At 57.6% G+C, this 21836-nt stretch carries 19 protein-coding genes; 6 read left to right on the top strand and 13 right to left on the bottom strand.

Features of this window, described 5'->3' with window-relative positions; translation table 11 throughout:
• Window positions 1-206: 206 nt before the first annotated feature.
• The 4 genes from tnpC to N018_RS09530 all read right to left on the bottom strand — a co-directional run bounded on the left by tnpC (window position 207) and on the right by N018_RS09530 (window position 6550).
• Window positions 207-1739, bottom strand: coding sequence for an IS66 family transposase (gene tnpC / locus N018_RS09545; protein WP_025388904.1), 1533 nt, complete (start codon window positions 1737-1739; stop codon window positions 207-209).
• Between the two features lie 18 nt (window positions 1740-1757).
• Complete coding sequence (gene tnpB / locus N018_RS09540) at window positions 1758-2117, bottom strand: IS66 family insertion sequence element accessory protein TnpB (RefSeq protein WP_024647222.1); 360 nt, start codon at window positions 2115-2117, stop codon at window positions 1758-1760.
• Window positions 2118-2186: 69 nt separating this feature from the next.
• Window positions 2187-4049 (bottom strand): hypothetical protein, encoded by a 1863-nt coding sequence (locus tag N018_RS09535; protein ID WP_025389417.1) that lies wholly within the window; start codon window positions 4047-4049, stop codon window positions 2187-2189.
• 233 nt (window positions 4050-4282) lie between these two features.
• Window positions 4283-6550, bottom strand: a complete 2268-nt coding sequence (locus N018_RS09530) for an autotransporter outer membrane beta-barrel domain-containing protein (protein WP_025389416.1) — start codon at window positions 6548-6550, stop codon at window positions 4283-4285.
• Window positions 6551-6980: 430 nt separating this feature from the next.
• Between N018_RS09530 and pabB the strand changes: the two genes are divergently transcribed.
• Window positions 6981-8324: an aminodeoxychorismate synthase component I gene (gene pabB / locus N018_RS09525; RefSeq protein WP_025389415.1), complete on the top strand. Its 1344-nt coding sequence runs from the start codon at window positions 6981-6983 to the stop codon at window positions 8322-8324.
• A gap of 113 nt (window positions 8325-8437) precedes the next feature.
• Here pabB and thrH read toward each other — a convergent pair whose 3' ends face one another.
• Window positions 8438-9055: a bifunctional phosphoserine phosphatase/homoserine phosphotransferase ThrH gene (gene thrH, locus N018_RS09520; protein ID WP_024647676.1), complete on the bottom strand. Its 618-nt coding sequence runs from the start codon at window positions 9053-9055 to the stop codon at window positions 8438-8440.
• Between the two features lie 140 nt (window positions 9056-9195).
• Here thrH and N018_RS09515 point away from each other — a divergent pair, with 140 nt between their 5' ends.
• Window positions 9196-9930 (top strand): phosphoadenylyl-sulfate reductase, encoded by a 735-nt coding sequence (locus N018_RS09515; RefSeq protein WP_024647677.1) that lies wholly within the window; start codon window positions 9196-9198, stop codon window positions 9928-9930.
• A gap of 71 nt (window positions 9931-10001) precedes the next feature.
• Here the strand turns inward: N018_RS09515 and cysB are convergent, their stop codons facing one another.
• From cysB to N018_RS09495, 4 genes are all read right to left on the bottom strand, one after another.
• A complete protein-coding gene (cysB, locus tag N018_RS09510) occupies window positions 10002-10976 on the bottom strand; it encodes an HTH-type transcriptional regulator CysB (RefSeq protein WP_025389414.1) in 975 nt (324 codons plus the stop codon).
• A 147-nt stretch (window positions 10977-11123) separates the two neighbouring features.
• Entirely contained in the window at window positions 11124-11618 is a 495-nt protein-coding gene (locus tag N018_RS09505) for a universal stress protein (protein ID WP_025389413.1), read from the bottom strand.
• Between the two features lie 86 nt (window positions 11619-11704).
• Complete coding sequence (locus N018_RS09500) at window positions 11705-12625, bottom strand: 5'-nucleotidase (protein ID WP_025389412.1); 921 nt, start codon at window positions 12623-12625, stop codon at window positions 11705-11707.
• Between the two features lie 23 nt (window positions 12626-12648).
• A complete protein-coding gene (locus tag N018_RS09495) occupies window positions 12649-13605 on the bottom strand; it encodes a putative 2-dehydropantoate 2-reductase (RefSeq protein ID WP_024647681.1) in 957 nt (318 codons plus the stop codon).
• A 227-nt stretch (window positions 13606-13832) separates the two neighbouring features.
• On the opposite strand from N018_RS09495, the gene N018_RS09490 reads away from it, so the two are divergent.
• A complete protein-coding gene (locus N018_RS09490) occupies window positions 13833-14909 on the top strand; it encodes a 3-deoxy-7-phosphoheptulonate synthase (protein WP_024647682.1) in 1077 nt (358 codons plus the stop codon).
• 103 nt (window positions 14910-15012) lie between these two features.
• On the opposite strand, the gene N018_RS09485 is transcribed toward N018_RS09490, so the two are convergent.
• A complete protein-coding gene (locus tag N018_RS09485; RefSeq protein ID WP_024647683.1) occupies window positions 15013-15300 on the bottom strand; it encodes a GNAT family N-acetyltransferase in 288 nt (95 codons plus the stop codon).
• Between the two features lie 472 nt (window positions 15301-15772).
• Here N018_RS09485 and oprI point away from each other — a divergent pair, with 472 nt between their 5' ends.
• Entirely contained in the window at window positions 15773-16024 is a 252-nt protein-coding gene (oprI, locus tag N018_RS09480) for an outer membrane lipoprotei OprI (protein WP_002553018.1), read from the top strand.
• Window positions 16025-16492: 468 nt separating this feature from the next.
• Here oprI and N018_RS09475 read toward each other — a convergent pair whose 3' ends face one another.
• The 3 genes from N018_RS09475 to N018_RS09465 form a co-directional block, all read right to left on the bottom strand.
• The gene (locus tag N018_RS09475) at window positions 16493-17458 is read right to left on the bottom strand and encodes a L,D-transpeptidase family protein (RefSeq protein WP_025389411.1); all 966 of its coding nucleotides are present in this window, start codon (window positions 17456-17458) and stop codon (window positions 16493-16495) included.
• Between the two features lie 103 nt (window positions 17459-17561).
• The gene (locus N018_RS09470; protein ID WP_007249946.1) at window positions 17562-17843 is read right to left on the bottom strand and encodes a hypothetical protein; all 282 of its coding nucleotides are present in this window, start codon (window positions 17841-17843) and stop codon (window positions 17562-17564) included.
• Window positions 17844-17899: 56 nt separating this feature from the next.
• Window positions 17900-18505, bottom strand: a complete 606-nt coding sequence (locus N018_RS09465; protein ID WP_025389410.1) for an arylesterase — start codon at window positions 18503-18505, stop codon at window positions 17900-17902.
• 10 nt (window positions 18506-18515) lie between these two features.
• Here N018_RS09465 and N018_RS09460 point away from each other — a divergent pair, with 10 nt between their 5' ends.
• Both N018_RS09460 and N018_RS09455 read left to right on the top strand, forming a co-directional pair.
• Complete coding sequence (locus N018_RS09460; protein WP_024647686.1) at window positions 18516-19199, top strand: ABC transporter ATP-binding protein; 684 nt, start codon at window positions 18516-18518, stop codon at window positions 19197-19199.
• Window positions 19199-21715, top strand: a complete 2517-nt coding sequence (locus tag N018_RS09455) for an ABC transporter permease (protein ID WP_025389409.1) — start codon at window positions 19199-19201, stop codon at window positions 21713-21715. The genes N018_RS09460 and N018_RS09455 overlap by 1 nt, the downstream gene beginning before the upstream one ends.
• Window positions 21716-21836: the final 121 nt, after the last annotated feature.

Raw genomic sequence — 21836 nt, 5'->3', positions numbered from 1 at the left:
AAGGTTTTGGAGGCGGAACTACACACGTGATACCGCCTGGACGCACTAGATCGACAAACTGCTTTGCCGGTAACGGGTCAGCCGGCATGGCGGCTCCCCCACCCTGCGGTGTAACGGTATAGGTCACATCCGCATAGCCTTGCCCGATAGGCAAAATATAAGGTAAGCGCTCCACAAACCCCATCTAACCAAAGACGACGGTGCGTCTAGGAATGCAAACGAGGCGTACAGTTCCACGGCAGCAAGGCTTCGTAATCTTCAACCGAGGTCGCCAGTGGTAGCCGTTCTAATGCGTGGCGCAGCCACGCATAGGGCTCCTGGCCGTTGGCTTTAGCCGTCTCGACCAAGCTGTAGAGTTGAGCACTGGCCTTGGCACCCTTGGGGGTATCGCTGAATAGCCAGTTCTTGCGTCCGATCACAAACGGTCTGATCGCACGCTCTGCCGCATTGTTGTCGATGGGCAAAAATCCAGCTTCGGTATAGCGCAGCAGCTTTTGCCAGTTGCTGGCTAGATAACTGATCGCCTTACCCAGCGCATTTTGCGCCGTGACGTGAGGCAGCGTTTTCTCCATCCAGGTGTGCAACTGAGTCAGCACCGGTACGCTGTTTTGCTGGCGAGCTTCATAACGCTGCTCATCGCTGCCTTCTTTCAACGCCCGCTCGATACCGTAAAGCTTGTTGATCAAATTCAGGGCAACATCAGCCCGCCCGGTTTTGCCCTTGGGCTGCACTTTTTGTGCTTCTACGAACTTGCGACGAGCATGCGCCCAACAACCCAAGCGCTCGACACCGGCTTGCGCTCCAAGCGCGTTGTAACCGGCGTAATCATCAGTCATCAAGTAGCCACGATAGCCTTCTAGCAGGCGCGTCGGTACCTCCTGCGCACGGCTGGTTGAGTAGTCGAAAAGAACAACAGGCTGATTAGGCGGGCCTCCAGTTTGTACCCACATCCAGGATTGACTGGCGGGCTCTCGATCAGGCTCTTTATTAACCTGCACTCGCGTCTCATCGCAGTGGATGACACGACTTTCCAGCAGTCGATCCCGCATCAAGTTGAGCAAGGGTTGCAGATGCTCGCCGCACTGAATCACCCAGCGCGCCAACGTTTGTCGAGGAATATCCATGCCGTGGCGGCCCAACACTTTTTCAAAGCGGTGAAGCGGTAAACCATCTACATATTTAGTGGTAAGCAGCATCGCCAAAACGCTAGGGCTGGCCATGCTCTTCTCGATCACTTGCGCAGGTTTATCAGCAGTGACCGGGGCTGTTTCGCAGTCGCGGCAGGCATAGACTTTTCGGATGTGTTTGATCACGCGGATCTGCATCGGCACGATTTCAAGCTGCTCGCTGACTTCTTCGCCAATGGTGTGTTTGCGGCAGCCACAAACGCAGGTCAGTTCGTGCTCATGCAGTTCGTGGATGACTTCGACGCGGGGTAAATCGGCAGGCAAAGGTTTGCGCTTGCCACGGCGCCTGGTCGGAGCAACGACCTCTTCATCTGAAGCTTCGTCCACAGGCTCGATGACGCTTTCTACTTCATTGAAGAGGGCCAGTTGCGGCGTTGCCGCATCAGCTGTTTGCTCGGACTTACGTCCGAACAAACGCTGAAGCAGGAGGGCATTCTGTTCTTGTAGCCGAATAATCTTTCCCTTATCCAACTGACGCTCGTCGAACATCTGCCCAAGCAGTTGCTTGAGCAGAACGGGATCATCTGGAAGGTTTTCGGGCACGGAATTCATGCCCTGGATTATACCGAATCAGGCTACGAATCGCGGCGTCAAAACTTGATGAGGACGGTTGCGCCAGAGGTCAAAGCCATCGAGCATCCAGTTGAGTTCCTGAACCGTCAGGACAATCGCTTCGTCGGTGGCGTCTGGCGATGTTTTGAATCGTTCGGACTCCAGACGCTTGAGCCAAAGGCAAAAGCCATTGCGCTCCCAGTACAAGATCTTCACGCGGTTGCGTGGCTTGTTGAGGAAGACGAAAAGTACTGGATCAAAGACGGCGACCTTGATGTCCAGTTCGACCAATGCCGCCAGACCGTCGATAGACTTTCGGAAGTCCACAGGCTTGGGGTACAGATACACTTTTTCGACTTTGGCATCGGGTCGCATCATGGCGAGCTGGCTCCTGAGGGAATCGGGATCACAGCTTCCGGGATCAGCTAAGCACTTTGAATGTGGGGTTTATGGAGCGCTTACAATATAAGTGTCGTAAGGCTCGACCAGAAATATAAACCCATTCGCCACTTCGTCTGCGGTCAGCGGGGGGTGAGTATGGGTAAATCGCGTTGCCGGAATCGCAGTAGTCGTGTCGAATTCATACCCCTGCCACACAGCTATCAGGGTATCACCGACATTGAGATCAGTATCGCCAGGCACTTGCACCCTGAAGCCGAATTTTGCCGTTGGATCGGCATAGTCTTCAGAATATAAAGACCTGCAAGAGAGAGTCTTAAAGCCACCGGTATCCTCATAAAGATCAGGGAAGCTGACCGGATCAAAGCCCACAACCATAACAGCCACATCAACGAGCGTATCTAGGGACTGTTGAGGGTTATTCCCGGTGGCACTGTTGATTGTGTAATACATACGCAAGGCCGGGTTATTGCCTTGGGCTTCAATGGCGGCCCAGGGAATGATGAACGTGATCGGATCCTGAGCCGATTCGTTAACCACTGTGAAGTCGGCGACGGGCTTATCCGGCACGCCCCAATACAACTGCAACACTTCACCCGGTGCAACGGGTGTATAAAGCTCCACTGTCGCCGTAATATCCTTGAGCTTATCTGCGAGAGTGAGTTTGTCTTGTTCGCCATCGGCGCCGACGACGTGTACCGGCGCCAGATCCGGGTTGACAGGATTGGGCTCATCAGGATTTACAGGACCAATGGTGGAAAAATCGACTTCGACTTCTACAACTAGCGGTGCGTCAGGAAAAAGCAGCGAACCGCGTTTGACTTGATAACTTGCCTTAACAGGCTCCCCGCCAGGGCCGCCGGCATATTCCGATTTCAGGACGGACCAAGGAACGGAGATAAACACGTCAACTGGATCTGACCCTGGGTCTTTCGAATCCAGATCGATTGCTCCCCACTTGGCTTGAATCGTGGAACCTTTCGGATTGTTGTATGCGGGTATTTTTACCTCGACCCCCAGATGAGCGTCAGCCAGATCGACCAACGGTCCCAATGGAACTTCAGGGTCTTTCAGGTCGGCAGGCAAGGCACCCAACTGCACATCCACCTTAGCAGGTGTGGAAATACTGCTGACATTGCCAGCCTTGTCGATCAACCAGTACACCGCGAAGGTCGGGCCATTGGGTCGTTTTTCAATGATGATTTTGGGTATAGGGATCTTCAGGTCATCAGGTACAAAAACGGGGCCGAAAGCAGGGTCCGGGGCCGATATATTTTCAGGCAGGACAGGATCCCAAAATACAATAATCCTGTCTTCGAGTGTTCGTCCGGAGTACTCCGGCAGTATGCAGACAAATTCGTCGACACCTCCCGTAAAATAAGCGTCGGTAATAGATTTTTCCGGAACCACCAGTGCGGCAGGGAAAGCGACCGTGGGGTCGGCGTTGTAATAGGGCGCTGTCCTATCAATGGTTATCGTAAAAGGCTCTGACACATTGCTGTTTCCCGAACTGCTTTCGACCGAGTAGTCAATGGTGTAAGTACCCTCGTGGGGAATACTGGCCTGTGGAATATTCTGCTTCAACGGGAAAACACTCTGCGGAAGAGGCCCGTCATGTTTCCTTGGGTCGGTGTAGACAATCGTACCGGCGGAGTCTCTTATATTCATCGTGACTTCGGCGTAAGCATTTTGAGGAATGAGGAAACCCCAAAAAGGAATCTTCACATCCAGATCGCTCACCAGCATTGATACGTGCAGCAATCCTTCCGGGTCGCCATCGAGAACATCCAGTTCAACCGCCTTGAGAGGGGGATCCTGCAATCCACCCGGCGCAGGAACCACATTTGCCTTTGAGCGAAGATATTCTCGACGACGCTCAATACCTTCCTTGATTTTTTCGACGTTATTCATTACTGAAACTCCATGATAGTTGATCGGTTGACCTCATAAAAAGTCCGGCAATCAGAAACCACATGGATATCCACATTCGACAATGCCGCGACTCGCAAGCAACGTAGCGCTTATCACAACCTGCGTATACTGTCATAACTGACAGGTAGACAGTTGCCGCATGACTTAAGCAGCGTTTTTATACAGCAAAAAAAAGAGAGGCTTTCGCCTCCCTTAAACTTGATGACTGCGCCTCACCAGCTATAACGCACCCCCACATTGGCGCCCCAGGGTTGTTTGATCTTGTCACCATTACTGTATTCAAAGTCGGCATGCAGTTGCAGCCGATCAGACATGGACATCGCAATACCCACACCCAGCTCACCGCGAGAACCGGACAAGTCATTATTGAAAACGTTGTTGTTAACCTCCACATCGTTGTTCCTGGCGAACTCATGCACGTAGGCGGCCCGCACATAGGGCTGCACCACCTTGCCTTCACCAAGATCAAAATTGCGCCCCGCCGTTGTGCCCAGCTTACCCAGCAGTGAACGGGTACGGTCGCCTTCGGCCTGCATACCGTTGTCCAGACCATAATCCTTGCCCTGAATGACCACGCCGGATAGCTGCGTGTAGGGTTCCAGGAAGTAATTGTTATCCAGCTTGATGTGTTTGCCGAATTCCAGCGAAGCACCGACACCGCTATTGTCGTAGTCGCCTTTGGATTTGGTTCCGTCACTCAGGCTGACGTCGGCTTCGTTACGGAACCGGTTGAATTTCAACACGCCGTCGAAGTAGTAGCCGCTGTCGTGATCCAGCCAGGTGGTGTAAGCGCCGAGGTAGTAGCTGTTCACCTGGCCGGAGGTGCCACGGTCCAGACTGAGATCCGATTTGCTGTAGCCGCCCAGTAGCCCGACCAGCCATTGACCGTCGCCAATCGGCAGCGGCGCATCGGCGCCGAACGACAAACCCTGCTGGGTTTGCTGATAACCGACGCCCGACGCGGCCTTGGCATCAAACCTGTTGCCGTAGGTACGGACCCAGCCGCCCGGTTGTGCGCCATTGATTCGCAGTTCGCCCATGCGGCTGCGCAAGCTCGATAGCTCGCCATACCAGACAGTCGGAGCGGTATTGAACAGTGCCAGCACCGCACTGGTGCCTGCACTGACTTTGCCAGTATTGATCAGGTACCAGTCGTTGCCATTTTGCTGACTGAGCGCGTAGCTGTAGGTGCCCATGTCCACTGGCCCGTTCAGCAAGGAAAACTGCGCGTCGCCTGCGGCTGTATGCACTACATGCAGGCTTGAATCGGCAACCGGGTCTGCACCAGTCGCCCCCACCAGCAAAGAGTGGTTGCCTGTCGCCGTCCCGGTGACATCGAGAAAATCAACTTTGCCCTGCGAAAAATCCGCGTCCATGATGAACGTGCCGTTGCCCGACAGATTCTCCACCGACAATTTATAAAAAGCATTCGGCTCACCCAGCTTTATCGCGCCGCCATCCATCGTCAGATTCGCCACTGAGGAATCTTCAACCATCACCCATTGCGCGGCGCTGTTTACGGCCAGACTGCTGACGTTTTCCAGGCGACCGGTGAAGACCGACTGATTATTCAACGCCACATTGATCGTGCTGCCTGCCTCGGCGCTGATATCGCCGGTCAACCGACTCTGGTTGAAATCAAGATCCATCGCGCCGCTGTCACGAACCTGGATATTGCCCGTGAGTGCGCTATTACTCACATTCATTTTTCCGTTGGCACCGTTAACCTCAAGGAGAGTGCCGTTGCCTCCCACTAGGGTCGAACCATTATTCACGTTGATCCGGGTGAAGTTGTTTTCACCGAAAGGAGCATTCACCACAATCGCAGATCCGGTCTGCCCCTCTACCCGACTGTTATCGAGCTCGATCGTCGGCGTTTCACCAAAAGGACCTTGACTGACGGTAATGCCATTTTGCGCACCCTGGATAACCGAACCCTCGGTGGCCCTTACAATTCCGCCGAACATATGAAGGCCGACGCCCGCCGGGCCGGTTCCGTTGACTTGACTTCCCACCAGTGTCAAGTCAGCGCTAGAGCCCGCACTGGTGCCCGTGCGCAGATCAATACCGAAATCACTGCCGTTAACTTGACTCCCTGTTATCACGACTGTTCCGCCGGCTATGCGCATTCCGGTCTCTCCCCCCGTGATACTGCTGCCGACAATTGTGGAATCACTGAACAGCAGGGATATTCCAACACCCGAGAGGTTGACACCCTTAACCGTTGTATTAGTCAGATTCAGGTCACTTTTGGTTACATTTATATAGCCGGTGCGGGCACCGCTCGCATTCAACGTACCCCCGTTCGATACATCCCAATTATCGACCATCGTTGATCCATCGATATTTTTCGTTTCACCGATGACGACTTGTTCAAAGGCCGCTTGAGCTTGATGACAAACCAGCATGAGGGGTGCAACGGAAAACAAACTCAACGTCTTCGCCAACGGAATTAAAAAATACCTGCGAGAAACATTCATTCCAATCACCGAGGGTTAAAATATTTTAGGCAAACTCGCACTACCTGTGCGAGTAGCGCCGGAGATTAGCAATATAACCCTCAAAATCATGTAGGAAGATTCCTAGACAATTGTAGTACCCATCCGACAAATACCGGCGCTTATTACCGTGTCAAATCAACTTTTTTGGAATAACCAGAACCTCTCTTATCGCGAGCAATGAAAATCAATAGCTAATAGGTATGCCGTCCTATCGAGATAAATAATCGCTTCCCCACTGATAAATATCTCAACGACCATTATTGTGGTTATTACGAAACCGAAACATGACAAGCCATTTCGAAGCGCATGCAGCGCCGGCCTTATAACCGATAGCAGGCAACATCCCCCTAGGAGGCTGCGGTGTGCAGGACTACAATCGCCGACCACACACACAGACTGGCCTGCGCGAATGCTGACCTGCTTGCTCCACCCATTGCCTTATTCAGCAAACCCGGCTAACAACTTCGTCAGAATTCGCCATGCCCCCGGCGCCATCCTGCTGGACAGCGGCCGCCCCGGCGCCGAGCGCGGCAGGTTCGATGTGCTCAGCGCCTGGCCGCTGGAGCAATTGGTGCCGGAGCCTCGGGAAAGCGGCGACGCTTTTTTTCAGCGTCTGCGTGAAAGCCTTGCGCGACTGGGCCCGGCGCAATTACCGGTGGGCAGCACATTGCCCTTCGCCGGTGGACTGCTGGGTTACCTGGGGTATGACTTCGGCCGCCGCCTGGAGCCGCAACCTGGGCGGGCGGTCGATGATCTGCAATTGCCCGACGCCCGTCTTGGGCTGTACGCCTGGGCCGTCATCACTGACCATCAAGCGCGGACCACGCAGTTGATGGGCCATCCCTCGCTGTCGGCCGGCGAAGTCCAGCGCTTGCTTGAATTGTTCGAGCAACCCGCCGCTGCCGATTCAGCCGAATTTCAACTGACCTCGGCGTTCAAGGCCAACCTGCCTGCCGACGAGTATCATGCTGCCTTTGCCCGGATCCAGGCTTATATCCACGCCGGGGACTGTTATCAGGTCAACTTCGCCCAGCGTTTTCAGGCCGATTGCCAAGGCGACCCGTGGGCCGCTTATCGCGCATTACGCGCCGCCTGCCCTACTCCGTTTTCCGGTTACTTCGCCTTGCATGATGGCGATGCAATCCTGAGCCTGTCGCCAGAGCGCTACGTCAGGGTCAGCGAAGGTCAGGTTGAAACCCGACCGATAAAAGGCACGCGGCCGCGCGGTCATGATGCGGCCCAGGACAAGGCCTATGCCGAAGCGCTATTGACGAGCCCCAAGGACCGCGCTGAAAACCTGATGATCGTCGACCTGCTGCGCAATGACCTGGGACGCAGTTGCAGCATCGGCTCGGTCAAGGTCCCGGAACTGTTCAGCCTGGAAAGCTACCCGAATGTGCACCATCTGGTGAGCAGCGTGACTGGCGAACTGGCCTCCGGCAATGATGCCCTGGACCTGATCGCGGGCAGTTTTCCGGGCGGCTCGATCACCGGCGCACCGAAAATCCGCGCCATGCAGATAATCGACGAGCTGGAGCCGACCCGCCGCAGTCTGTATTGCGGCTCACTGATGTACCTGGACGTGCGCGGCGAAATGGACAGCTCGATTGCCATCCGCAGCCTGCTGGTCAAGGACGGGCAAATCTCCTGCTGGGGCGGCGGCGGCATCGTCGCTGACTCGGAGAGCGAGGCCGAATACCAGGAAACCTTCACCAAAGTCCGCGTGCTGCTGGAAACGCTTGAAGCACTCTGAGCCGCTCTGCGTCGCGAAGACGACGCAGAGCGTCAAGAACGGCATACCCACGCAGAGCGTCGGCACAATATTGCGTCACCTGTCTGCAGTCGTGCACAACCGAGGCTACGCCTTCAAAGCATCAAATCCCGATTCGAGGCCTTGATGAATTCCTTCTTCAGGGCCTCGAACGTGTGCACCGCCGGGAACTGCGGAAACTCGCGGATCACGTTGTCGGGCGCGTGAAACAGAATGCCGGCATCGGCTTCGCCCAGCATGCTGGTGTCGTTGTATGAATCACCCGCCGCGATGATCCGGTAATACAGGCTTTTCAAAGCCAGCACCGACTGCCGCTTCGGGTCTTTCTGGCGCAACTGGTAACTGACCACTCGGTCGGTTTCATCGGTTATCAGCCGATGGCACAACAGCGTCGGAAACCCCAGCTGACGCATCAGCGGCTGAGAGAACTCATAGAACGTGTCCGAGAGAATCACCACCTGAAAGCGCTCGCGCAGCCAGTCGACAAATTCCACCGCGCCGTCCAGTGGCTTCAGAGTGCTGATCACTGCCTGTATGTCAGACAGTTTCAGATCGTGCTCGTCGAGAATACGCAGCCGCTGCTGCATCAACACGTCGTAGTCCGGAATGTCCCGAGTGGTGGCGCGCAGCGATTCGATACCGGTTTTTTCGGCGAAGGCGATCCAGATTTCCGGGACCAGCACACCTTCCAGGTCCAGACAGGCAATTTCCACGACACGCTCCCAGAGGGTATTCACTAGCAAAGGAAGCGGCACTCTAGCCTCTGGCAACAGCCCCTGCACAGCGGATTTTGTTACCATTGCCGCCATTACGAGCGCTTAAGCGCCACCCCTGGATTCAAGGAAGCCGCCTGATGAGCCAACCTTTCGATGTCGCCGGACTGGCGACGACTTATGCGAACAAATCTGCGCAGGACATACTGAAGCTGGCCTTCGAGCATTTCGGTGATGAGCTGTGGATCTCGTTCAGCGGCGCTGAAGATGTGGTGCTGGTGGACATGGCCTGGAAACTGAACAAGAACGTCAAGGTGTTCAGCCTCGACACGGGCCGCCTGCACCCCGAGACGTATCGTTTCATTGAGCAGGTGCGTGATCACTACAAGATCGAGATCGAAATCATCTCGCCGGACCAGAGCAAGCTGGAGCCGTTCGTCAAGGAAAAGGGGCTGTTCAGTTTCTATCGGGACGGCCATGGCGAGTGCTGCGGTATTCGCAAAATCGAGCCGTTACGGCGCAAACTTTCTGGCGTCAGCGCCTGGGCCACCGGCCAGCGTCGCGACCAGAGCCCCGGCACGCGCAGCGCCGTAGCCGCACTGGAAATCGACACCGCGTTTTCAACGGCCGAACGCACGCTGTACAAATTCAACCCGCTGGCGCAGATGAGCAGCGAAGAAATCTGGGGTTACATCCGGATGCTGGAGCTGCCCTATAACAGCCTGCACGAGCGCGGCTTCATCAGCATCGGCTGTGAACCCTGCACCCGCCCGGTCCTGCCCAACCAGCACGAACGCGAAGGCCGCTGGTGGTGGGAAGAAGCCACACAGAAAGAGTGCGGCCTGCATGCGGGTAATCTGATAGGGCGCGGCTAGCGCTGCAAGCTGCAAGTAAGAGCCTGCCTGGCTTCTACTTGCAGCTTGTAGCTAAAGACTTGCAGTTGCCCTTAATGCACCGGCAATTCGACGTTGGCAAACAGTTCTTCCATTTCCTGTTTGTTATGGCACTGAATCGCCTTGGCCATGACTTCGCGGGTCAGGTGCGGGGCGAACTTCTCGATGAAATCGCACATAAAGCCGCGCAGGAAGGTCCCGCGACGGAACGCAATCTTGGTGACGCTGGACTCAAACAGGTCACTGGCGTCAAGCACCACCAGATCGCTGTCCACTTCCTCGTCGACCGCCATCCTGGCAACGATTCCCACGCCGAGGTTCAACCTGACATAAGTCTTGATGACGTCGGCATCCGCCGCCGTGAACACGACCTTGGGCACCAGGCCGCGATGACTGAAGGCTTCATCCAGTTTGGAACGGCCGGTAAAACCGAACACGTACGTCACTATCGGATATTCCGCCAGCAACTCCAGTGTCAGCTTCGGCACTTTGCTCAGCGGGTGGCCCTGCGGCACCACCACACAACGGTTCCAGCGATAGCACGGCATCATCACCAGGTCGCTGAACTGCTCAAGCGCTTCGGTGGCGATGGCGAAATCGACCGTGCCGTCGGCAGCCATTTCAGCGATCTGCATCGGCGAGCCCTGATGCATGTGCAACGCAACATCCGGGTACTGCTTGATGAAACTGCTGATCACCGGCGGCAACGCATAACGGGCCTGGGTGTGCGTGGTGGCAATTGACAGTGTGCCTTTCTTCTCGTTGGAGAATTCCTGGGCAATCTGCTTGATACTCTCAACCTTGCGCAGAATTTCGCCAGCGGTGGTGATAATGCGCTCGCCAGCCGGTGTCACGCGCGTCAGGTGCTTGCCGCTGCGGGCAAAGACCTCGACCCCAAGCTCATCTTCAAGCAGACGGATCTGTTTGCTGATGCCGGGTTGAGAGGTGTAAAGGCTTTGGGCCGTCGCGGAAACGTTGAGGTCGTGGTGCGCCACTTCCCAAATGTAGCGCAGTTGTTGAAGCTTCATATGTGTCCCTCAAAGCAGATAAGCCCTATGGGCATCAGCGACGGTATATAACTGGATTAATGGTAGACGAATAATTCTAGAACTTTTTATCACCTTTGCGAGGTGATCGCACGCTCGAATTCAACTAAAACACCAAATTGACTTTCCCTACCCCCGCCCTTTGTTCAACATGATGGGCACCATGTAAACCGGCACCTCTGAAAGCTGTAAAACCCTGGCGGCCGTACGACCAATCGACCCGCCTTCTTCCATCCCCTGGCTGTGACTGCCGATCACCAACAAGTCCACACCCAGTTTCTGGGCCTGCTCAAGAATAATGCTCGCAGGCTCGCCCTGAATAACGCGCACCGTGCGGATGAATGACAGGTCCTGATGCCCCTCACCCAGTTCCTCACGAAACCCGTCGAGGATCCGCTGTTCTATTGCATCCATGAAAGTATTCACGCCCTGACTGTGCAGCTCCTGTAGCACATCTTCGCCCAGGTAGCTCTGGAGCACCGATTCGGCAAACAGTCCCATGGGTTCCACAACATGGATCACGTAAAGTCCGGCGTTGAACGTTCGAGCGAGCGCCAGCGCATGCTGCGTTGCATAAGGCGCGTAAAGACCGAGGTCTGTGGCATACAACATCGTTCGAACCATACAACCCCCCGGACAACCGGAATGGCGGAGATCGAGTCAGCTTAGCAGTGCATCTGACGCTGCGATGGCATAGATGCGAAGGCTCTTCAACGCTCGCCTGCATCCGGCCGGAGTTCGTTACTGATGCCGTGTGGCACATGCCCGGTTGCGACGACTTCACGCGCCTTTTCGCAGTGGCCGGGCTGATCATCGAAAAAAACATCGGCGGCGAACGCTTCCAGAAACGCTGACTTCTGCAGCCCACCCAGAAACAGTGACTCGTCCAGACGGATATCCCATTCGCGCAGCGTACGGATCACCCGTTCATGGGCAGGCGCCGAGCGTGCAGTGACCAGCGCAGTACGGATCGGGCAACTGGTCTCGGGAAATTCGCGCTGCAGCAGATTCAGGGCAGCCAGAAACGGCTTGAAAGGGCCACCGCGCAGTGGCTCTCGGGCCGACTCACGCTCGCTGGCCTGAAACGCCGCCAGCCCGTCTGCCTGGTAAACCCGCTCCGACTCATCGGAAAACAATACTGCGTCACCATCGAACGCGATGCGCAATTCGGCGCTGGCCGCACGTCGCGCACCACCCGACAGAATGGTCGCGGCGGCGAATCCGGCATCCAGCGCGCTGCGTACGTCTTGCGCATGAGTCGAGAGGAACAAATGACAGCCAAACGCTGCGAGATAGGGATACGGACTGCGCCCGCCTGCGAACGCAGCGCGGCTGATGTCCAGCCCGTAATGCTGAATCGAATTGAACACCCGTAATCCGGTGTCGGCACTGTTACGCGAGACCAATACCACTTCGACCCGCGCCTGGCCGAGACTGGCGTTGAGGCTCAGGAGTTTTTCCACCAACGGAAAAGCATCGCCCTGCTCGAGAATTTCGTCCTCATGCTCGATCTGATACTTGCGATAGGCCTCGACGCCATCAGCCATGTACACCGCGTGGCTGTCGCGCAGATCGAACAGCGCCCGCGATGAAATAGCCAGTACCAGCTTGTGGTCGTTGTTTTCAGTCATGAGTCCACCCTCGTCCATTCAGCTCAGCGGCTACTGCGATCGATAAATCCCAGCGCCTGATACAGCGTGCGAACGCGCACCATGTCGAAACCCGCCGCAAGCGCTGCCGCCAGAGGCCGGGCGTAGATAGCCTCCAGTTCCAGCGGGCGGTGCCCGGCCAGATCGTGGTACATGCTGGGTTTGTAATCCGGCATGCTCTCGGTCACCGAGAACAACTGCTCCGCGAACCCTGCTGGCAAGTCATGCCCGCAGGCTTCAGCGCCCTGCACCACCTCATCCATCAAAGCCTTGATAAGCACCCGACTGTCCGGGTCGGCCATCAACGCACGTGTGCCCGCCTGCAACAACGCGGCGAGCCCGTTGTAAGGCACGTTCCAGACCAGCTTGCGCCAACGCGCCTGTTGCAGATTCTCCATCACATGCGCTTCGACGTCAGAGGCGCGGAACAGCTGCGCACAGGTGTCGGTAATGGCCAGACGTTCTGCATCGTCGGCAGCAGGACCGCTGTGGTAACCCACGCTGACCGCGCCAAACGCCTGGTGCACAACCTTGCCGGGAGCGATCCGGTGGACACAGATAAAGCACAGTCCGCCCAATATATGCAGGCTGTCGGGCAGCACTGCGCGCAACTCATCCTCTACCGCCAGCCCGTTCTGCAACAGCAGCACCTTGGCACCCGGCGCGGCCGCTTGTCTGATGATCGGCCCCAACGCCGCATTGCCGGTGCTTTTAGTGCCCACCAGCAACCAGTCGCACGCTGGCATATCGGCGGCTGAAGAATAGGCCTTTACGGGCTTGAGGTGCAGATCGCCGTGCACTGCACTGCTGACCTGCAACCCGTTGCTCACCACTGCATCGAACTCACTGCGTAGCAGGAAATGCACGTCGAAACCGGCTCGCGCCAGCATCAGGCCATAAAAACCGCCAATGGCTCCGGTGCCGATGATGCCGATTCGCGGCTGCTCTGGATGGACACTCATAACGTCTCTCTCGGCTGTCTGTGTGTTTCAGGGAACGGCATACACTATCCGTCGCAGCGCATGGTGTTGCAAATACAGATGCGTACGACAGCCGACAGCTCGTTTACTTATTGTCGAACAGCGCGATAACGCGCTAAGGTTCGGCTCCCCGCTGCGCTCAAACCTGCTGGGCACCGCCGCACGGGGGACCGTAGGCGGCCAGTACCCGCGACCTGATGAGTAACACGATGGCTGATTTACCGATTAACGACCTCAACGTTGCTTCCAACGAGACCCTGATCACGCCGGATCAGCTCAAGCGCGACATCCCGCTGACCGATGCTGCCCTGCGCACCGTCAGCCAGGGCCGCGAAGTGATCCGCAACATTCTTGATGGCAACGATCACCGCCTGTTCATTGTGATCGGTCCCTGCTCGATCCATGATCTCAAGGCAGCCAAGGAATACGCCGAGCGTCTTAAAACGCTGGCGGCTGAAGTGTCCGACACCCTTTATCTGGTCATGCGCGTCTATTTCGAAAAGCCACGGACCACGGTTGGCTGGAAAGGCCTGATCAACGATCCGTATCTGGATGACTCGTTCAAGATCCAGGATGGCCTGCACATCGGTCGTCAATTGCTGCTGGATCTGGCGGAAATGGGCCTGCCCACTGCCACCGAAGCCCTGGACCCGATTTCGCCGCAGTACCTGCAAGACCTGATCAGTTGGTCGGCCATCGGCGCACGCACCACCGAATCCCAGACCCACCGCGAGATGGCATCCGGTCTGTCTTCGGCGGTCGGCTTCAAGAACGGCACCGATGGCGGCCTGACGGTTGCGATCAATGCCTTGCAGTCGGTTTCCAGCCCCCATCGTTTCCTGGGTATCAACCAGGAAGGCGGCGTATCGATCGTGACCACCAAAGGCAATGCCTACGGCCACGTGGTATTGCGCGGCGGCAATGGCAAGCCCAACTACGACTCGGTCAGCGTTGCCCTCTGCGAGCAGGCCCTGAACAAATCAGGCATTCGCCCGAACATCATGGTCGATTGCAGCCACGCCAACTCCAATAAGGACCCGGCCCTGCAACCGCTGGTGATGGAAAACGTCGCCAACCAGATTCTGGAAGGCAACGAATCGATCATCGGCTTGATGGTCGAGAGCCATCTGAACTGGGGTTGTCAGGCCATTCCGAAGGACTTGTCGGAATTGCAGTACGGGGTGTCGATTACCGACGCCTGCATCGACTGGGAAAGCACGGAAAAGACCCTGCGCAGCATGCACGCGAAACTCAAGGGTGTACTGCCGGCGCGCAAGCGCAAATAGTTGCCCGACTGATCAACGTGCAATAACGAAAACGCCGAGCATATGCTCGGCGTTTTTCATGCTGGCGGTTTTTATCGAGCGATCAGTCGTCGAAACTGATCAATCAAAGCTTGGCAGCCTGGGACTGCAAGTCATGAAGCTCCATGTAGCGCTCGACATAAGAACACGACGGGATGACGGAATAGCCCATGGTGTCGGCATAATCGAGCGCCTCCTTGGTCAGGGCGGCGGCAATTCCACGACCCCGCAAGGCGTCAGGTACAAACGTTCGGTAGAAGTCCAGGGTCTGCTTGCCGAGATCCATGTACGTCAGGTAGGCACGATGGCCATCGATAATAATTTCAAAATGGTGGCCGGCTTCATCATGGTGGATGGACAACGCCTCGCTCATTGCTACTCCTAGCGGGTCTTGGAATTTGACCCCTACCTTACCGATCTTTTTCCGGCGAAGGAACATCTACGCCACCCAGTACCTGTTTATCACACCGGAAAGAGCATTGCCGATCTCGACAAACAGCACGCTTGGATAGTAGGCACCATTGCTGAAGATGCTCAAGCACAGTGAAGATAAAAACGCATGAAAATGTCCGCCTGCCGACCAAAAGTCGAACACAGTGACGTCACTTGACACGTTAGAGCGAGGTGGCGGAACGCCCGGAGTGAACAGGGGCCCAGTAAAAGTGGATAGTTTTTGTACAGAACGCTTGAGAAGTAACGCGGAACACTTTCAAAGTCGGGAATTTTAGCAGCTTCTTGCGCTGGGTCCGTTTACTTACTACAAACAATGGGTACTATGTACGCCGGTCGTTTTCTCATTTTCGAGAGATGACTAATTTGAACAAAATTCCTTGAAGGTGAACACGATGAACAACGTTCTGAAATTCTCTGCTCTGGCTCTGGCCGCAGTTCTGGCTACCGGTTGCAGCAGCGTATCCAAAGAAACCGAAGCTCGTCTGACAGCTACCGAAGACGCAGCAGCTCGTTCGCAAGCACGTGCCGACGAAGCCTATCGCAAGGCTGACGAAGCTCTGGCTGCTGCTCAAAAAGCTCAGCAAACTGCTGACGAAGCCAACGAGCGCGCTCTGCGCATGTTGGACAAAGCCAGCCGCAAGTAATAATCCTCCGGGGTTATTGAAAGCCGATCCGGCAACGGGTCGGCTTTTTTTTGCGTGTTTTTTGCAGCATTGAATGCTGACCGACTCTCGAGCGCCTCTCGTTTCGCACGCTCCAGCGTGATTCTCGTTCTCACGCTCCGTGGTAATACCTTTCGTGACGCTCTGCGTCACACGGCGGTTCTGCGACGTCAGGTGGATTGGTGTTCGGCTCATGTCACCTTTGCGCCTTTACGGCGCCCTACTTTGAGGGACCAAAGTAGGCAAAGTCCCGGCTCCGTTTCCGGCCCGACTTCGTCGGGTTCCTTCGCCCTGACACTGATCCGGGGGTCGCACTCTGCGTCGTCAGTGCCACCGTGATCGAAAAGCACGTATGGCAGCCTCCCGCAAGCGCAGCATGACGTCGTGCCGCAGTGAAGACTTGTGACGCAGGACATTGAAGCAAGACCACTTTGGACTGCTGGCGACGCCCTACTGAAAAATCACCGGTTCTTCAGCACTCGCAGGCGCAGCACCGGGTTCTGCAATCTCCACCGGCATGCCGTCTTCGGCAGCGACCACATCACGTACACGGTCCCAGTTCATGCGCAGGTTGTTGGCCAGATCGTCACGCTTGAGCAGGGCGTTGATGACAGCGGTGTGTTTGTCGACCACGGACGGGTTACCCAGATCATCGACGGGCGTGTGGGCCTCAAGGTAGACCTTGCCGCCGCTGAGGCCGAATTTGTAGGGTTCGCTGATGATGCGCACTGTCGTACCAACCGGGACCATATCGGCCAGTTCCAGCACGTTGTCGTTGTACATACGGAAGCAGCCGTGGCTAGTGCGCATGCCAATGCCGAATTTCTTGTTCGAGCCGTGGATCAGGTAGCCAGACAGGCCAAGGCCGAATTTGAAAGGCCCCAGCGGGTTGTCCGGGCCGGCGGGCACGACGTCGGGCAGCGGATCGCCATCAGCGGCGTGTTCGGCCTTGATCGAAGCCGGTGGCGTCCAGGTCGGGTTTGGCGTCTTGGCGGTCACCTTGGTCACACCGATGGGCGAGCCCCAGCCTTCACGACCCACACCCAGCGGGTAGGTGTGCACCACATTCTGCCCCTTGGGGTAGTAATACATGCGGTACTCGGCCAGATTGATGACGATGCCTTCGCGCGGACCGGGCGGCAGGATGAAACGGGTCGGCAGCACGATGTCCTTGCCTGCGCCCGGCAACCAGGGATCGACACCCGGGTTGGCGGCAATCATTTCCAGATAGCCCAGATCATATTTAGTGCCAAGATCGGCAAAGGTGTCTTCATACCTGGCCTTGATCACCTGAACTTCACCCACGATATCCTCGCCGGGTGGCGGCAACGGAAACTCCAGTGCATGGACAGAGCTCGCCGCGCAGAGAGCAGCAAGTGACAGACAGCGGGTAACGGCTGGAATGCGCGACAACATCCGGAAAGATCCTTCGGGTAACGGCGACAGAGATAAGCACTGAGTGTACACCTGCACTCGCGAGATCGGATATCCGCGGCGAGCCGGTAAGCGGTGATGACAGCTAGAGTTCAGGCCAGATCGGGTTCATCCCTCTGCGCTGCGCATCCATGATGGCCTTGCACAGAGGACACAGACGCTCGTCGCGCATGGCCTGCAGCTCGACTGCGGACATTTGCGGCTGGGCCGGTAACAGCGTGCCGCATAACGTCCGGTCGATGGAGCCGCCCAGTTCCAGCTGACGCGCAATCAGATGCACCCGCACTTCCTGACAGGCGAACAGATCCAGCTGTTCATGAGGCTCAAGCATTTGATAGGCATACAGGGACCAGGCGGGACGCGGCATGGGGGGCTCCAGATCGGGGGCGCCACATTAGCCGAAAGCCCCCGTACTGGAAAGCCTCAAAGCAGCGGTTTCAGGCTCGGCCAGACATTTTCCAGCAACTTCCCCTGCGCGGCGGCCGCAGGATGCAGGCCATCAGCCTGCATCAGCTCGGGTACCCCGCCGACGCCTTCCAGAAAGAACGGCACGAACGGGACCTTTTTCTCTTCGGCAAGGTGGCTGTAGACCTCCTTGAACGCATTGGTATAACGCGGCCCGTAGTTGGGCGGTATCTGCATCCCCAGCAGCAGCACCTTCGCGCCGGCCGCCTTTGAGCTTTCGATCATCGATGAAAGGTTTTGTTGCAATTGAGCAGGCTGCTGGCCGCGCAACCCGTCGTTGCCGCCCAGTTCGAGAATAACCAGCTCAGGCTTATGCTCTGCAAGCAGCGCAGGCAGACGCGCCAGGCCCCCGGCGCTGGTGTCGCCACTGATGGAGGCATTGACCACCTTGTCGTCGTATCCCTCCTTCGCCAAGCGCTGTTCCAGCAGACTAACCCACCCCACGCGGGTATCCAGGCCGAAAGCCGCACTGATACTATCGCCAACGATCAGCACCGTGCCCGCCATTGCGCCCTGTGACAGCAGCAACAATCCCAGGCCAGCACTTAAAAACCACGCACGCATCGGATTCTCCATGAGTGAAAGTATTCTCAGTGCCCAAAGCCTCAGTAAAGTGGTCCCCAGCACCGAAGGTGACCTGACTATCCTGCACGAACTCTCCCTGGAACTAAACAAGGGCGACACACTGGCCATCGTCGGTGCCTCGGGTTCGGGCAAATCCACGCTGCTCGGCCTGCTTGCCGGTCTGGACCTGCCCAGTTCAGGCTCAGTGATCCTGTCAGGCCGCAACCTCAGCGCGCTGGACGAAGACCAGCGCGCCAGAGTGCGCGCCGAGCATGTCGGCTTTGTGTTTCAGTCGTTCCAGCTGCTCGACAGCCTTAACGCGCTGGAGAACGTCATGCTGCCGATGGAGCTGGAAGGCCGCAAGGACGCCCGCGAGAAAGCCCGCAACCTGCTGGAGCGTGTCGGACTAGGCCAACGCCTGACCCACACGCCACGGCAATTGTCCGGCGGTGAACAGCAGCGAGTCGCGATTGCCCGCGCCTTTGCGGCCGACCCGGACGTGCTGTTTGCCGACGAGCCCACCGGCAACCTGGACAGCCATACCGGAGAGCGCATCAGCGATCTGCTGTTCGAACTGAACAAGGAACGCAATACCACGCTGGTGCTGGTGACTCACGATGAGCGTCTGGCGCATCGCTGTCGCCGGTTGATCCGTCTTGAAGGGGGCCGTCTGGTCGCCCCGCTGGAGCCTTGATGGCACGCTTGCCTTTTACTCGATTGCTGAGCCTTGCGACCCGCCAATTGCTGCGTGATGCTCGCGCCGGTGAGTTACGGGTTCTGTTCTTCGCCTTGCTGGTGGCCGTGGCCGCCAGCACTGCAATTGGTTACTTCGGTGCGCGCCTGAACGGCGCGATGCTGCTGCGGGCGACCGAGTTCCTTGGCGCCGATCTGATTCTCGAAGGTTCCAGCCCGGCACGTGCCGAGCAAGTCGAGGAAGGCAAGCAGCTACAACTCAAGCATGCGCAGATCGTGGTTTTCTCCAGCGTGATTGCCACCGACGCCGGTATCCAGCTGTCGAGCATCAAGGCGGTGGATGACGTCTACCCGCTGCGCGGCGAACTGAAAAGCGCACCGGACCTGTACCAGCCCGATCAGGCTGGCAGCGGTCCGAAACCCGGCGAAGCCTGGGCCGAGGCGCGGCTGCTTCCGGCCGTCGACCTCAAGGTAGGTGACGACATTGATGTCGGCTCCAAAACCTTGAAACTGACCCGCATACTGACCTATGAGCCGGACCGGGCAGGCAACTTCTACAGCCTGACGCCTCGGGTAATGATCAATCTGCAAGACCTGGCCGCCACCGGCGTGGTTCAGCCTGGCAGCCGGGTGACCTACCGGGAAATGTGGAGCGGCCCGCCCGAAGCGCTGGCTGCCTATCGCAAGGCCATCGAGCCGGGCCTTGAACCGCATCAGGAGATCAAGGACGCGCGTGACGGCAGCCAGCAGATTGGCGGCGCCCTGGGCAAGGCCGAGCGTTATCTGAACATGGCCAGTCTGGTGGCCGTGCTGCTGGCGGGCGTGGCTGTGGCGCTTTCGGCGTCCCGATTTGCTGCCCGGCGCTTCGATGCCAGCGCCCTGCTTCGCTGCCTGGGACTGTCGCGCGGTGAGACAATGGCGCTGTTCAGCCTGCAACTGGCAATCATCGGCCTGCTGGCCAGCCTCAGCGGTGCGCTGCTGGGCTGGCTCGCACAACTCGGGCTGTTCGCGCTGCTGCAAAATCTGCTTCCGGCCACCGTGCCGCCGGGCGGCCTGCTGCCTGCGCTGGCAGGCATGGGCACCGGGCTGGTGGCGCTGGCCGGTTTTGCCCTGCCGCCACTGGCCGCACTGGGTCGTGTTCCGCCGTTGCGCGTACTGCGCCGCGACATGCTGCCGATTCCCGCCAGTTCATGGCTGGTGTATGGCGCAGCCCTGCTGGCGCTGGGCCTGATCATGTGGCGCCTGAGCCTGGACCTGGTCCTCACCTTCGCCCTGCTGGGCGGCGGCATTGTCGCGGCACTGGTATTGGGCAGCCTGTTATTGCTGGTGCTCAACAGCCTGCGCCGTTTGCTGGCCGGAGCCTCACTGCCATGGCGGCTGGGCCTGGGGCAACTGCTGCGTTACCCGCTGGCCGCTGCCGGTCAGTCACTGGCCTTCGGCCTGATTCTGCTGTCGATGGGCTTGATCGCGCTGCTGCGGGGTGAATTGCTCGACACCTGGCAGAACCAGTTGCCCAAGGATGCACCGAATTATTTCGTGCTCAATGTGCTGCCGGCCGACAAGGAAAATTTCGCCCAGACCCTGAGCAAGCTCTCTACTCACTCCGCCCCCCTCTATCCGGTGGTGCCGGGACGTTTGACCAGCATCAACGGCGAACCGGTGAGCAACTTTGTCACCAAAGACTCGCGCGGTGAAAACGCCACGCGCCGTGACCTCAGCCTGACCTGGGCCGCCGACTTGCCAGAAGGCAATGCATTGACCGCTGGCCGTTGGTGGAAAGACCTGCCCGCCTCCGGTCAGGGTGACGCAACGCCCGGCGTTTCAATCGAGGCCAAGCTGGCCGAGAGCCTGAACATCAAATTGGGCGACCGCCTGAGCTTCATTGTCGGCGGTCTGACTCGCGAAGCCGTGGTTACCAGCCTGAGGACCGTGAACTGGGATACGTTCCAGCCCAACTTTTTCATGATCTTCCAGCCTGGCACCCTGGCCGACCTGCCCACCACCTACCTGACCAGCTTCTATCTGCCGCCCGGTCAGGACAAGCAGATCGTCGAACTGTCGAGGGCCTATCCGTCGATCAGTATTCTGGGTGTGGAAGCCTTGCTGGCGCAGGTACGCAGCATCCTTGATCAGGTCACCCTGGCGGTGCAATTCGTGCTGCTGTTCGTGCTGGCGGCTGGCATTGCCGTGCTGTTTTCCGGATTGCAGGCCACCCTGGACGAACGCATCCGGCAAGGCGCCCTGCTGCGTGCGCTGGGCGCCGAGCGAGCACTGCTGATCAAGTCGCGACGCATCGAATTCGGCCTGCTGGGCGCAGCCAGCGGCGTGCTGGCGGCACTGGGTTGCGAGCTGGTGAGCTTTGTACTGTACCGCTACGCCTTTTCACTGGAATGGCAGCCACACCCCTGGCTGCTGCTGTTGCCCGTGATCGGTGCGCTGCTGGTCGGTGGTGCCGGTGTATTCGGCACCCGCCGTGCGCTGAACGTCAGCCCGCTGACCGTACTGCGCGAGGGTTGAGGTCACTGGTCGGAATGTGACGCGAAGCGTCGCGAAAGGCAGTCACACGGGGAACGAGAGTACGACACCACTCTCGTTCCAATGCTCCGCATTCATCGTTATACACAAGTCCAACCGATTC

The sequence above is a fragment of the Pseudomonas syringae CC1557 genome (assembly GCF_000452705.1).
GTDB classification, from domain to species: Bacteria; Pseudomonadota; Gammaproteobacteria; order Pseudomonadales; family Pseudomonadaceae; genus Aquipseudomonas; species Aquipseudomonas syringae_F.
Note: the sequence above shows the minus strand (reverse complement) of the source record. Positions and strands in the feature narration are given on the sequence as shown.

Excerpts from the sequence above, each read along its gene's own strand:
- N018_RS09535 (WP_025389417.1), bottom strand. The coding sequence starts at position 4,049 with ATGAATAACGTCGAAAAAATCAAGGAAGGTATTGAGCGTCGTCGAGAA.
- N018_RS09470 (WP_007249946.1), bottom strand. The coding sequence starts at position 17,843 with ATGCCGCGTCCCGCCTGGTCCCTGTATGCCTATCAAATGCTTGAGCCT.
- N018_RS09500 (WP_025389412.1), bottom strand. The coding sequence starts at position 12,625 with ATGACTGAAAACAACGACCACAAGCTGGTACTGGCTATTTCATCGCGG.
- N018_RS09475 (WP_025389411.1), bottom strand. The coding sequence starts at position 17,458 with ATGTTGTCGCGCATTCCAGCCGTTACCCGCTGTCTGTCACTTGCTGCT.
- tnpC (WP_025388904.1), bottom strand. The coding sequence starts at position 1,739 with ATGAATTCCGTGCCCGAAAACCTTCCAGATGATCCCGTTCTGCTCAAG.
- N018_RS09465 (WP_025389410.1), bottom strand. The coding sequence starts at position 18,505 with ATGCGTGCGTGGTTTTTAAGTGCTGGCCTGGGATTGTTGCTGCTGTCA.
- N018_RS09490 (WP_024647682.1), top strand. The coding sequence starts at position 13,833 with ATGGCTGATTTACCGATTAACGACCTCAACGTTGCTTCCAACGAGACC.
- N018_RS09505 (WP_025389413.1), bottom strand. The coding sequence starts at position 11,618 with ATGGTTCGAACGATGTTGTATGCCACAGACCTCGGTCTTTACGCGCCT.
- N018_RS09530 (WP_025389416.1), bottom strand. The coding sequence starts at position 6,550 with ATGAATGTTTCTCGCAGGTATTTTTTAATTCCGTTGGCGAAGACGTTG.
- cysB (WP_025389414.1), bottom strand. The coding sequence starts at position 10,976 with ATGAAGCTTCAACAACTGCGCTACATTTGGGAAGTGGCGCACCACGAC.
- N018_RS09495 (WP_024647681.1), bottom strand. The coding sequence starts at position 13,605 with ATGAGTGTCCATCCAGAGCAGCCGCGAATCGGCATCATCGGCACCGGA.
- N018_RS09455 (WP_025389409.1), top strand. The coding sequence starts at position 19,199 with ATGGCACGCTTGCCTTTTACTCGATTGCTGAGCCTTGCGACCCGCCAA.
- tnpB (WP_024647222.1), bottom strand. The coding sequence starts at position 2,117 with ATGATGCGACCCGATGCCAAAGTCGAAAAAGTGTATCTGTACCCCAAG.
- pabB (WP_025389415.1), top strand. The coding sequence starts at position 6,981 with ATGCTGACCTGCTTGCTCCACCCATTGCCTTATTCAGCAAACCCGGCT.
- N018_RS09460 (WP_024647686.1), top strand. The coding sequence starts at position 18,516 with ATGAGTGAAAGTATTCTCAGTGCCCAAAGCCTCAGTAAAGTGGTCCCC.
- N018_RS09485 (WP_024647683.1), bottom strand. The coding sequence starts at position 15,300 with ATGAGCGAGGCGTTGTCCATCCACCATGATGAAGCCGGCCACCATTTT.
- oprI (WP_002553018.1), top strand. The coding sequence starts at position 15,773 with ATGAACAACGTTCTGAAATTCTCTGCTCTGGCTCTGGCCGCAGTTCTG.
- N018_RS09515 (WP_024647677.1), top strand. The coding sequence starts at position 9,196 with ATGAGCCAACCTTTCGATGTCGCCGGACTGGCGACGACTTATGCGAAC.